Source organism: Ruminiclostridium papyrosolvens DSM 2782 (genome assembly GCF_029318685.1).
Taxonomy (GTDB): domain Bacteria; phylum Bacillota; class Clostridia; order Acetivibrionales; family DSM-1351; genus Ruminiclostridium; species Ruminiclostridium papyrosolvens.
Window position 1 is genome coordinate 1,720,060 of sequence record NZ_CP119677.1, and the last position, 12,642, is coordinate 1,732,701.

The window sequence follows — 12,642 nt, forward strand, 5'->3', positions numbered from 1 at the left end:
AATGAAAAACCATAATATATCAACGTGTGAAGAAGTAATTGAAATACAAGCGACAAAGTTTGAGGAAACAAAAGCTAAAACTTCTAAAAATGAAAACGGGGGTTCAGCTTAACGGCTGATTCCCCCAATTATCTTTATTATTGACAGGGGTGTTGAAAGTGGCAGAGACAAAAAATGAATATGTACACGGCTCCTTAGCGGAAAAAATAAAATATGACCCATACGAAGATAATGCCATACTCAAGTCAAAAAAGACAGCAAGAAACAACAAAAAAGTTAAAGCAAGAATTGTATTTAACATTTTTCTTGTTTTTGCAATGTTTATTGTTGTTATGTTTAGGTATGCTCAAATCAGTCAGTTGAATTATGAAAATAACATACTGAAAAGAGATTATACCAAGATACAGAATGAAAATCAATTGTTGCTTATTGATATACAGAATGCCATGGATTTAAAGAATATAAGACAAATCGCAGAAACAAAGCTGGACATGCACAAGCCTTACAAGTCACAGATTGTTTATGTAAGTATACCAAAAAAGGATGTTACAATTACAGCAAACAAGGAGCAATCAAAGCTAACAGCACTGTTCAATGGTATACATAAAAGCTTTAACAAGTTTTTAAACATGATTTATTAGGCCTTATCACCTTGGCTGATTCAAACTAACATACCATGATTAATATGTATTATATCCGACAACAATAAAATTTGGATACTCATGGGGGGCTAAAAATGAATAAAATTAACTACAAATAAGCAGCTATAGATTTATTAATATTATATTATATTAAGTCTATAGTTTTTATTTTTGGACAATTTATTTTGGATATTAATAATATATTTAATTAATATGAAATATTATTTAGTAAACGGGACATTTTACTTAAATTGACAACAAGGGGGAGAATACTTTGGCTGGAGTAAATTTAAAAACAAAAAAACGACTTTTGTTCATACTTGGTACATTTACCGTACTAACACTTATTTTGGTGCTAAGGATTGCATGGATTCAAATATATAGCGGGAAAGAATATCAGGAGTTTGCATATAATCAACAGACAAAGAACCGTGTAATAAGTGCCAAAAGAGGTACTATATATGACCGTAATATGAAGCCTCTTGCAGTAAGCGGCTCGGTAGACACTGTCAGTGCAAGTCCTCAGGAGATAGGAAAACAAAAACTTGATATAGACAAGATTTCCGGTGAACTTGCAGGGATACTTGAGATGGACAAGGAGACTGTTAAAAAGAAACTCACTAAAAACAACCAATACGAACTCATAAAGCAAAAGATTGACAGAGAAATCGGAAACAAAGTTCGTGAATGGAAGAAAAAGAACAAAATTTCCGGCATCTATATTGATGAGGATACAAAGAGATTTTATCCCAACAGAAATCTTGCTGCTCACGTTGTTGGCTTCACAAATATAGACAATGACGGACTTGACGGTGTTGAAAGGATTATGGAGAAGTATTTAAAAGGCGTACCCGGTAAAATTCTCAGTGAAACAGATGCAAGCGGAATGGCCCTGAGCATGAGTGATGAAAAGTACATACAGCCTCAGGATGGCAACGACGTTATTCTTACAATTGATGAAACAATTCAGTATTTTGCTGAAAAGGCACTTGAAAAGGCCATTTCAGATAATAATGTATTAAACGGAGCCACCGCCATAGTAATGGACCCGCGAAACGGAGAAATACTGGCATTAGCTTCAAAGCCGGATTTTGATTTGAATAATCCCAGAGGAGTTCCCAAGGGAAAGGACCCTGCAACCTGGACAGGAAAAAGCAAGGATGATGTAGAGTATCTTCAGCAGACGGTGTGGAGGAATAAAGCAGTTGTTGATACATATGAGCCGGGCTCAACATTCAAGCCGGTTACATCAGCAGCAGGGCTGGAGGAAGGTGCTATCACACCGGACACTCAAGTTACTGACGCAACTGTAAAAGTAAGCGGATGGTCCATTAACTGCTGGAAACCGAATTTCCACTTACATGAAACCTTCAGAGAAGGGGTTTATAACTCATGTAACCCGGTATTCGTACGGCTTGCACAAAAATTAGGAGTTCCGCTGTTTTTTAAGTATGTAAAGGCCTTTGGTTTTTACGATAAGACAGGAATTGATTTACCGGGTGAAGCAAGCAGTATAATGTTTACAAATCCTACAGAGATAAACATGGCAACAGCTTCCTTCGGACAGCGTTTTCAGATTTCACCTATACAGCTGATACAGGCATATGGGGCAATTGCAAACGGTGGAGACCTGATAACACCCCATGTTGTTAAAGAGGTAGTAGACGAATCAGGCAGCGTAATAAAGAAATTTGAGCCTAACGTTGTAAGAAAGGTAATTTCCAGACAGACCTCCGATACCTTAAAATCTATCCTGCAAGGTGTTGTTGATGTAGGTACGGGTAAAAATGCAAGGATACCGGGCTATAAAATCGGAGGAAAAACAGGAACGTCAGAAACAGTACCGGACAAAAAGCTTCAAAAACTGAATATTATAGGAAAAAACGAGAGACGTATAGTTTCTTTTTCAGCCATAGCACCTACAGATAACCCAAGCTTGTGCGTACTGGTTGTACTGGATTACCCTGATGTATACAAGCCCGGCGGCGGAATGCTGGTTGCACCTGTTGTAGGAAAATTAATAGATGATATTCTCAGCTACAAGGGTGTTGAAAAAGAATACACAGAAGAAGACAAAAAACAGCTGCTAAAGGAAGTACAGGTACCAAATGTAAAGGGCAAGACTGTAGAAGAGGCAGTTAAACTGTTGAAACAAAGCAATCTAGAGTATAAAATAGAAGGAAGCAACACTGACAAAAAGGCAATTGTACAGGACCAGACACCTAAATCAAGTGCATTGCTCCACGAAAAATCCATTGTTATACTCTATACATATAAGCCACAAGAGGAGGCAATGGTCAAGGTTCCGGATGTTAAGAACAAGTCAGTTTACGATGCGACACAAACGTTTAAGAAACTTGGACTTAATATTCGTGTAAACGGTACAGGAACAGCTGTCAGCCAGAATATGGATGCCGGTACAAAAGTCAAAAAAGGTGCTGTTATCGAAGTTATATTCAGGAATGTAGTTTCTGATTAGTTTAGTGATAAAAAAACAGGGCAATACTTATAGAAATGTATGGAATTCTAATTGGAGGTGTTTTTCTTGCAGCTAAAAGAGCTGGTGAAGGATTTGAATATCAAAGAAATAAATGGAAGTCTTGAAGTGGAAGTTGACAGTATAGCATATGATTCCAGAAAAACAAAACAAGGAAGTCTTTTTGTTTGTGTTGAAGGAACTGTAGTCGACGGACACAAGTACATAAATGATGCTATAGAAAACGGAACCAAAGCGTTTCTTGTTCAGAAACATGTAGATGTGCCCGAAGGAATTACAACCATTGAGACAGATGATACAAGGTTTGGACTTGCAGCAGTATCCGATGCATTTTTTGGCCATCCGTCTTCAAAATTGAACCTTATAGGTATTACAGGAACAAAAGGTAAAACTACAACCACTTATATGGTTAAAGCTATTTTAGAGGCTGCAGGGCATAATATGGGACTGATAGGTACCGTTGCCAATCTTATAGGAAATCAGGTGTTGTATACTTCCAGAACAACCCCAGAATCCTATGATTTACAGAGTCTTTTTAATGATATGATTGACAATAAGGTAGACAGTGCTGTAATGGAGGTTTCCTCTCAGGGATTGGAACTTCACAGAGTAGCAAAATGTGATTTTGATATCGGAGTATTTACAAACTTTTCAAGAGACCACATTGGACCAAAGGAGCATGCAACACTGGAAGAATATTTTAATGCCAAAGCAAAGCTGTTTAAAATGTGCAACAAAGCGGTTATAAATATAGACAGTGAACATGGAAGAAAAATGGCAGAACTGGCTGAAGGAAAAGTGCTGACATACGGCTTGAGTAGTAGGTCGGATATATGGGCTTCTGATGTTATCAAGAAAACAGGACACACTTTCTTTAAACTCAATTCTCCATGGGGCAGTATTGACATTGAAACCGATTTACAGGGTGAGTTCAACATATACAATGCTTTAGCTGCCATTGGCTCATGTTGTTTGATACCGGGTATTACACTGGAGCATGTAAAAAAAGGACTTACAAAGGTTACGGTTCCGGGCAGAATGGAATCTGTTAAAACCGATGGCAATTATTCTGTTCTTATTGATTACGCACATACCCCGGATAGCCTTGAACAGGTGCTTAAAACAGTAAAAGAATTTGCACATGGCAGAGTTGTCAGTCTGTTTGGCTGCGGAGGGGACAGAGATAAGGGAAAGAGACCTGCAATGGGTGAGATTTCAGGAAATATAGCTGATTTTACAATTATAACTTCTGACAATCCGAGAACTGAAAACCCGGAGCAAATAATTGAAGATATTGAGGCAGGCATTAAAAACACAAATGGAAAATATATTAAAATAACAGATAGAAGGCAGGCAATAAAATTTGCACTTGAAAATGCTCAGGATGGAGATATAATTATTTTGGCAGGCAAGGGACATGAGACCTACCAGCAATTTGCCGAAAAAACAATACACTTTGATGAACGTGAGGTAGTAAATGAACTGCTGGTAGAACTCGGGAGGAGTGTATAGCATGATTTCTTTTGACTGCGTTGAACTGGCAGAAGCAGTAACAGGTAAACTGCTCTGGGGAGAACCCGACGTTACTTTTTTTGGTGTAACCACTGACTCCAGAAAAGTTACCAAGGCTAGCTTATTTATCCCGTTAATCGGGGAAAAATTTGATGGACATGATTATATTGAGCAGTGCTTCAAGGCTGGTGCGTCAGTTTGTCTGACTTCTAAACCAATACCGGAGGTAGCAGGCTGTTCTGCAGTTTTAGTGGATGATACCGCCAAGGCTTTACGGGATTTGGCTGCGTGGCATCGAAAAAAATTTGATATACCCGTTGTGGGTATAACAGGAAGCGTCGGTAAAACCAGTACAAAAGATATGGTGTCGTGTGTGCTGTCTCAAAAGTATAGTGTTTTAAAGACTCAAGGTAATTTCAATAATGAAATAGGCCTTCCCCTGACTGTTTTGAATATTGATAGCAGCCATGAAACAGCAGTAATAGAGATGGGAATGAGCGGTTTTGGGGAAATCAGCCGACTTACTGCTATTGCCAGACCTGATATTGCAATAATAACAAACATAGGAGTTTCCCATATTGAAAAACTCGGCTCCCAAGAGGGAATTTTAAAGGCAAAACTGGAAATCCTTGAGGGTTTACACAAGAATGGATTAGTAGTCCTGAACGGAGATGACCCGTTACTTAAGCCTTTAAAAGGAAAACTTCCTTTCAGGACTGTTCTCTATGGAATGCATGGAGGCAGCGATTACACTGCCTCAAACTATCAAACCATGGGAGAGCAGGGAACTAGCTTTGAGATAACAGTAAACGAAGCTCCGTATAACGTGGAAATTCCTGTTCCAGGTATACATAATGTGTATAATGCTCTGGCTGCTATAGCAGCAGGAATCGAAATGAAAATACCTATGGAAATAATTATTAATGGAATTAAACAGTTCAGCCCTGGAAATATGAGACAGAGTATTATAAACCATAATGGCATAAAAATTATAAATGATGCCTACAATGCAAGTCCTCAGTCCATGCAGGCTGCAATTAATGTTCTCGAAGAAATATCTTCAGGTTCACGAAGTATTGCTGTTTTGGGTGACATGTTCGAAATGGGGAATATGTCAAAGGATTTGCACTACTCAGTGGGAGAATTTATAAAAAACAAAAAGATAAATTATATTATTACCGTAGGACAGGATTCAGGAATGATATCACAGGCAGTGGCTGATTCAGGCAACGGTGAGATAAAATTGCGTCATTTTGAAAGCAACAAGGAAGCACTTAAATATATTCTGGGAATAGTTATGCCCGGAGACTACATATTGATTAAAGGCTCAAGAGGAATGAAAATGGAAGAAATCGCTGACGGAATAATGAAGTCAGAATGATTTCCATATAAATAAACAGGGGGAAATTGTTTTGTTTACTTTTTCTTTGACATCTGAACATATTATAGCGTTTGCGGCATCATTTTTGCTTGCTCTGATTGCAGGCCCCATATTAATCCCGTTTCTACGGAGGTTAAAATTCGGCCAGACAGTAAGAGATGACGGCCCGCAGACTCATTTGAAAAAAATGGGAACGCCGACTATTGGGGGGCTTATTTTTATTGTCCCGATAACGCTTACATCAATATACTTTTATCAAAGCTATCCCCAGATAATACCTGTACTGATGTCAACATTAGGATTTGCAGCAGTTGGATTTATTGACGATTTTATAAAGGTTGTAAAGAAGAGGAAGGATGGACTTTTTGCAGGTCAGAAAACGTTCTTTGAATTGATTGTATGCGTTTCATTTGCTTTTTATGTCATGAGATATACTGAAGCAGGAAGTTCAATAGTTATTCCCTTTACAAATACATTTATTCAACCATGGGTTTACTTTATACTAATTGTGTTGTTTATGTATTTCTTCTCAAATGCGGTAAACATTACGGATGGTCTGGATGGTCTGTGTGCGGGAGTTACGTTGGTTGTGGCTATATTTTTTACAATCGTTTCTCTTACAAACGGTGAGTGGGGGTACATAAAAGTATTTTCTGCTGCCATTGCAGGAGGCTGTCTTGGGTTTCTGGCTTTTAATATTCATCCGGCCAAGGTGTTTATGGGTGATACGGGAAGCCTTGCGCTGGGTGGGGCGTTGGCATCCATAGCAGTTATGATGAGAATGCCTCTTATATTATTTCTTGTAGGAGGAATATATCTGATAGAAGCACTTTCGGTAATTCTTCAGGTTGCATCCTTCAAACTTACAGGAAAGCGTATTTTTAAAATGGCGCCTATCCACCATCATTTTGAACTGAAGGGGTGGAAAGAAACCAAGGTTGTGGCAGTATTCATTATAGTGACTGTACTGTTGGCAATTGCTTCACTGATTGTCATAGGTTCGGACATATTTTGATAATGGGAATTTATAGCATATTTTTTACATATAATCAATATATACAAGGTACATGGCTGGAGGGATAAAATGAAGAACAAGAACACAAAGCCTTTTGATTTTTGGATATTTGCAGCAGTAATTTTGTTACTTTCATTAGGAACCATAATGGTATTCAGCTCCAGTTATTATTTTTCTACACAAAAGACTGGTGAATCATTTATGCTGCTAAGGCCGCAGCTACTTTACATGGCGTTGAGTATTGCGGTTCTGATAGGAACTATGAATTTTGACTATCGTAAATGGGGGAAGATATCACCTATTATACTTATGGTAAGTATAGGTTTACTTATATTGGTATTAATCCCCGGAGTAGGGCAGAACAAAAATGGTGCTCAGCGGTGGCTTGGAGTGGGTTCAAAAACTATACAGCCTTCAGAACTGGCAAAGTTAGGGGTTATTATGTTTTTGTCCTTCAGTCTATCCAAGAGAAAAGAGGTTTTACAGTCGTTTATTAAAGGACTGTTACCATATCTTATGTTAGTTGGTTTTATTGCCGGATTGGTTGTGGTAGAGCCTCATTTAAGCGGTACTCTTATAATCGTAATTACTTCATTCATATTACTTTTCTGTGCAGGAGCAAAAATATCACATTTTATTGTTATGGCCGCACCGGTTGTTGTTGGAGTTGTAGGTGCTATACTTGTGGCTCCTTACCGATTTAACAGAATTTTGGCCTGGCTGCATCCTTTTGATTATTACAAGGATCAGGGTTGGCAAACTGTTCAGTCTTTGCTGGCCATCGGCTCAGGAGGTGTTTTTGGAAGAGGTCTTGGACAAAGCATGCAGAAGTACCTTTGGATTCCAGAGCCTTACAATGACTATATCTTTGCAGTTTTGTCAGAGGAGCTTGGATTTATAGGGGCCCTTGTGGTAATGCTCTTATTTCTTATATTTATATGGAGGGGTATTAAGGTTGCCATGAATGCACCGGACACCTTTGGAAGTCTCATGGCTACAGGTATAACCTGTCTTATAGGACTGCAATTTCTGTTTAACGTTGCAGTTGTAACTAACTCCATACCACCGACAGGTATCTCTCTCCCGTTCTTTAGTTATGGAGGTACATCGCTGATATTTCTTATGTATGGAGTTGGAATACTGCTTAATATATCAAGATATTCAAATTATGAACGATTCTGAGGTGAGATTATTTGAAGGTTTTAATAGCAGGAGGAGGAACGGGAGGACATATAAATCCCGGACTGGCGATTGCAAAGTATATAAAGCAAAAGGATGCAGATGCTGATATTACATTTGTAGGGACAAAAAAAGGCTTGGAGACTAAATTGGTTCCAAGGGAAGGATTCCCATTGGAGACCATTACTGTAAGAGGCTTCAAGAGAAAGCTTTCTCTGGACACACTTATTGCTATAAAGGAACTGATACAGAGTTTCTTTCAGGCCTCAAGACTTATAAAAAGAACTAAGCCGGATGTTGTTATTGGTACGGGAGGATATGTGTGCGGTCCTGTGCTGTATATGGCAGCCAAAAAAGGAATACCAACACTAATACATGAATCAAATGCTTTTCCGGGTGTAACCAACAGGCTGCTTGAGAGATATGTAAATTATGTGGCTATAAGCTTCAAGGATGCGGAAAAGTACTTTAAGAACAAAAAAAAGTTGGTGCTTACGGGGAATCCTGTAAGGGAGGAACTGCTAAAATCAGACCGGGAAAATGTTATATCCGATTTGGACATTGCAGATGGAAAACCTTTGATAGTTGTTATGGGAGGCAGCAGGGGAGCAAGGAAAATTAACGAAACTATTGCAGATATGCTAAGCAACTATTTCAAGGGTGAGTTTAACATGATTTTTGCAACAGGAGAAGCTCAATTTGATGATATAAGCGCAACTGTTAAGGTTAATGAGAAGTACAAGAGTATGGTAAAAGTTGTACCTTACATATATAATGTGGACCAGGTTTATACAGCCAGCGATTTGATGATTTGCAGAGCTGGAGCAATTACCATAAGTGAGCTTCAAGTCATGGGAATACCCTCAATTCTGATTCCGTCACCTTATGTAACGGCAAACCATCAGGAGCATAACGCAAGGTCACTGGAGAGAGAAGGCGGGGCAGTGGTAATACTTGAAAGTGAACTTAATGCTGATTTGCTTTATAAGCAAATTTGCAATTTGATATCCAACAAGGATGTATTAAAGAAGATGTCAAAAAATGCTTCTAAAAATAGCGTAACAGATTCTGTTGAAAAAATATATCACCTTATTAAGGAGATAATATAAAAAACAGCAGGAGTTAAACTCCTGCTGTTTTTCTTGCTTTAAGCCTGTGGGTTTTGATCTCTGAAAGAAGAAAAAACCTTTTTTACTATAGTACCACCGATTTTTCCTGCTTCTCTGGAAGTGATATCACCATTATAACCTTCCTTTAAGTTGACACCAACTTCTCTTGCAACTTCGTACTTCATGTTGTCAAAAGCTCCACTGCTTCTTCCACCACTTCTGTTGTTAGCCATAATAAATCACCTCCTTAGTGATTATTATGGCACATAAAGTCCAAATTATAATAAGCAAAAAATGGTTTTTTCTTTAAGTAAAATTTGATAAAAAATATGTAGACTATTGTTGAAAAATATGATAGAATCATTTCCGGATAAAAAAACTTTTAAATTAGTCCAGAGAGGCTAGTAAGGGTATATATGGGAAAAGTGTATTTTAATGGATAGAGACCCTACCTTACTGCGCCTAGTCAGTAAGGTTTTTTTATTTGCATAAATCAATTTTCGTATATTGGATATGATTAGTATTATCATATTAGAAAATACGAGTTGATTAAAAAATTATTGGAGGGGATTTATACAATGAAAAAAGAAAGACCGGTAATACAAGTTGATCAAAAAGTTCCTTTTTTAAAGGCAATACCTCTCAGCTTACAGCATTTATTTGCAATGTTCGGGGCATCTGTATTAGTACCGTTTCTATTTAACGGTTATGCTAAGACACATTTTTTAGAAAAGGTTCTTCACACAACCTTTGAAAATCTGACACCGGATCAATTAGTTCAGTATAACAATATTCAGGTTATAGACCCGGCACTTGTACTTTTACTTAACGGTATTGGAACACTGATTTATCTGCTGCTTTGTAAAGGAAAAGCTCCTGCATTTCTTGGCTCCAGCTTTGCATTCCTTTCACCTACAGCTTCATTAATTGCAAGTTCATCAAGTTATAACGATAACTTTTCAAAGGCACTGGGCGGTTTTATAATATGTGGTTTGATATTCGTAATAGTAGCTTTTATAATAGGCAAAGTCGGTACAAGCTGGCTTGATATAGTTCTTCCACCTGCTGCAATGGGCCCTATAGTTGCACTTATAGGACTTGAATTGTCCGGCAATGCTGCTAAAATGGCGGGGTTACTGCCAAATGATAAGGGTGCTTTTGACACAAAGGCCATAATTATATCTTTGGTAACTCTTGCAATAGTTATAATAGGCAACCTTTGTTTCAGAGGATTTTTATCAGTAATCCCTGTACTGGTTGCCGTGGTTGTCGGCTACGGTATGGCAGCTTTAATGGGCAAAGTTGATACCACTTCAATAGCATCTGCACATTGGTTCAGTGCACCAACCTTTGCAATGCCTTCATTCAGCTTTAATGCCATGTTGATAATGGCACCTGCGGCATTGGTTGTTTTATCAGAACATATTGGACACCTTTTTGTAACCAGCAACATAGTTGGAAGAGATTTAACAAAGGACCCCGGTCTTCACAGGTCATTACTGGGAGACGGCTTGTCGACAATTCTTTCCGGATTTTGCGGTTCATGCCCAACAACCACCTATGGTGAGAATATGGGTGTAATGGCGATAACACGAGTTTACAGCGTTTGGGTTATCGGAGGAGCAGGTGTTATCTCAATAATAATTGCTTTCATAGGAAAGCTTTCCGGAATCATATCAAGTATTCCTGAAGCTGTAATGGGCGGAATAAGTCTCCTGCTGTTCGGTGTAATCGCCGCTTCCGGTATCAGAATGATAGTTGAAGCAAAAATAGACTACAGCAAATCAAAGAACCTCATACTTACTGCAATAGTATTTGTAATCGGTATCAGCGGTGTAACAATAAAGCTTCCCGGAAATGTAGAGCTAAAGGGAATGGTTCTTGCTACTCTGGTTGGAATAGTAATAAGTACCTTATTCTATATCCTTGAAAAATTAAAATTGACAAATGATTAATAACTAATAACTAAAGTAAAAAGCTTGTTCAGATTGATATTCAATCCGGACAAGCTTTTTTGTTTAAATCAGAAGTTCATATATAATCAGGAACTTCTTCTTGATTGAAGTCTTAGAGTAAGGAATTTCTTTCTGCGTCTTAACTCAGACGGATATATAAAAATATCATTTTTAATAAGTCCTAAAACATGATTAGCAATCTTTTCTGCCGAAGCATGGTCGAAATAATTTCTTTGAGCCTGTTTTATCTCATTTAGCCTCTTTGCATTGTCAGACAGTAAACCGGATACTACGGCAGCCAAAGATGATAAATTATCACAATATATACCAAGTTTGTTGTTAACTGCAAAATCAGGATTTTCCTGTTCCTGTCCCGGTAATGCCCCTGTTATTATAAGCGGAACATTGCAGGCGACCGCTTCCATCATAACATTCGGACTGCCTCTGGTAAACGCTATGTCTGATTTAAGCATAAAATCCTGAATATTGGTTACATATCCATATACTTCAACTCTTCCCGGAAATTGTTGAGAAAGAGTCTTTTCCAGTTTTTCCTTCATTGATTCATTTCTGCCCGCAATAATGCGTATATTACAGTTAAAATTGTCAAGAAGAATACGGGCTACATTATTCATATCTCCGGAGCCTTCTCCACCGCTCATAATAAGACATTCTAACGGTCTGTCCAAAGTATAGTCAGTATGCTCAATATTTTGAGAGATATGCTGTGTGAATCTGGAGCGGACAGGGAAGCCAATGACTTCCAATTTGTGTGATGGAACACCGAAGCCCATACATCTTTGCTTTGCTTCTTCAGTAGGACAGATTATACAGTCAGCTCTTGAATCCGCCCACATTGGAGATATACTTACCAAATCAGCCACAAAAGTGGCAAAAGGTATATTAATTTTATATTCTTTAAGAATGTTTATTATAGGTGTATTAAATACAGGATGTACACTTAAAATCAAATCGGGTTTTAGTTTTCTTAGCAGCTTTATAAAATTTTCCCTGATTGTCAGTTCTGTAAACTCATGAATAAAGCTAGGGTTCCTTTTGGAAATCTTCCATGCAAGCTTCCATATTTCCTTTGCATTTCTGGTTACCATACCATAGGACTTACCTACTTTTATCCACATATTGCCGCCAAGTTCGAATCCATCTATTATATTTAAGCAGACATCTTCATGCATGCAAAATTGCTCCTTCAAAGCTTCGCTAATACTTTTATGACCATGTCCTGTATAATCTGAAGATATTATTACAACATTTTTCATGTTTTTTCATTGCCTCCAATAAAGATTATGTATCATTTACCAAACTAATTATATAATAATACAACCCTTTAGTAAA

At 37.9% G+C, this 12,642-nt stretch carries 10 protein-coding genes; 8 read left to right on the forward strand and 2 right to left on the reverse strand.

From position 1 onward, the window contains the following. Positions 1-158 precede the first annotated feature (158 nt). The 7 genes from P0092_RS07685 to murG all read left to right on the forward strand — a co-directional run bounded on the left by P0092_RS07685 (position 159) and on the right by murG (position 9,334). Positions 159-641 carry a cell division protein FtsL gene (locus P0092_RS07685; RefSeq protein WP_004621083.1) on the forward strand — a complete coding sequence of 161 codons (483 nt, stop codon included), beginning with the start codon at positions 159-161 and terminating at the stop codon, positions 639-641. 274 nt (positions 642-915) lie between these two features. Continuing rightward, positions 916-3,120 carry a penicillin-binding transpeptidase domain-containing protein gene (locus tag P0092_RS07690; protein ID WP_004621085.1) on the forward strand — a complete coding sequence of 735 codons (2,205 nt, stop codon included), beginning with the start codon at positions 916-918 and terminating at the stop codon, positions 3,118-3,120. Between the two features lie 66 nt (positions 3,121-3,186). Further along, complete coding sequence (locus P0092_RS07695; protein WP_004621086.1) at positions 3,187-4,650, forward strand: UDP-N-acetylmuramoyl-L-alanyl-D-glutamate--2,6-diaminopimelate ligase; 1,464 nt, start codon at positions 3,187-3,189, stop codon at positions 4,648-4,650. A 1-nt stretch (position 4,651) separates the two neighbouring features. Next, positions 4,652-6,031, forward strand: a complete 1,380-nt coding sequence (locus P0092_RS07700) for a UDP-N-acetylmuramoyl-tripeptide--D-alanyl-D-alanine ligase (protein ID WP_004621088.1) — start codon at positions 4,652-4,654, stop codon at positions 6,029-6,031. A 31-nt stretch (positions 6,032-6,062) separates the two neighbouring features. Next, positions 6,063-7,046 carry a phospho-N-acetylmuramoyl-pentapeptide-transferase gene (gene mraY, locus P0092_RS07705; RefSeq protein ID WP_004621090.1) on the forward strand — a complete coding sequence of 328 codons (984 nt, stop codon included), beginning with the start codon at positions 6,063-6,065 and terminating at the stop codon, positions 7,044-7,046. A gap of 69 nt (positions 7,047-7,115) precedes the next feature. Next, the gene (gene ftsW, locus P0092_RS07710; protein WP_004621092.1) at positions 7,116-8,228 is read left to right on the forward strand and encodes a putative lipid II flippase FtsW; all 1,113 of its coding nucleotides are present in this window, start codon (positions 7,116-7,118) and stop codon (positions 8,226-8,228) included. A gap of 11 nt (positions 8,229-8,239) precedes the next feature. After that, the gene (gene murG, locus P0092_RS07715; RefSeq protein WP_004621093.1) at positions 8,240-9,334 is read left to right on the forward strand and encodes an undecaprenyldiphospho-muramoylpentapeptide beta-N-acetylglucosaminyltransferase; all 1,095 of its coding nucleotides are present in this window, start codon (positions 8,240-8,242) and stop codon (positions 9,332-9,334) included. Between the two features lie 38 nt (positions 9,335-9,372). On the opposite strand, the gene P0092_RS07720 is transcribed toward murG, so the two are convergent. Continuing rightward, positions 9,373-9,567 (reverse strand): alpha/beta-type small acid-soluble spore protein, encoded by a 195-nt coding sequence (locus tag P0092_RS07720; RefSeq protein WP_004621095.1) that lies wholly within the window; start codon positions 9,565-9,567, stop codon positions 9,373-9,375. Positions 9,568-9,912: 345 nt separating this feature from the next. Between P0092_RS07720 and uraA the strand changes: the two genes are divergently transcribed. After that, on the forward strand, positions 9,913-11,289 hold the full coding sequence (gene uraA / locus P0092_RS07725) for a uracil permease (RefSeq protein WP_004621097.1): 1,377 nt from the start codon (positions 9,913-9,915) through the stop codon (positions 11,287-11,289). 86 nt (positions 11,290-11,375) lie between these two features. Here the strand turns inward: uraA and P0092_RS07730 are convergent, their stop codons facing one another. Further along, on the reverse strand, positions 11,376-12,566 hold the full coding sequence (locus P0092_RS07730; RefSeq protein ID WP_004621098.1) for an MGDG synthase family glycosyltransferase: 1,191 nt from the start codon (positions 12,564-12,566) through the stop codon (positions 11,376-11,378). Between the last annotated feature and the right edge of the window lie 76 nt (positions 12,567-12,642).

Bases quoted from the DNA above. Each gene is read 5' to 3' on its own strand.
- P0092_RS07700 (WP_004621088.1), top strand. From the start codon at position 4,652: ATGATTTCTTTTGACTGCGTTGAACTGGCAGAAGCAGTAACAGGTAAA.
- ftsW (WP_004621092.1), top strand. From the start codon at position 7,116: ATGAAGAACAAGAACACAAAGCCTTTTGATTTTTGGATATTTGCAGCA.
- P0092_RS07720 (WP_004621095.1), bottom strand. From the start codon at position 9,567: ATGGCTAACAACAGAAGTGGTGGAAGAAGCAGTGGAGCTTTTGACAAC.
- uraA (WP_004621097.1), top strand. From the start codon at position 9,913: ATGAAAAAAGAAAGACCGGTAATACAAGTTGATCAAAAAGTTCCTTTT.
- P0092_RS07730 (WP_004621098.1), bottom strand. From the start codon at position 12,566: ATGAAAAATGTTGTAATAATATCTTCAGATTATACAGGACATGGTCAT.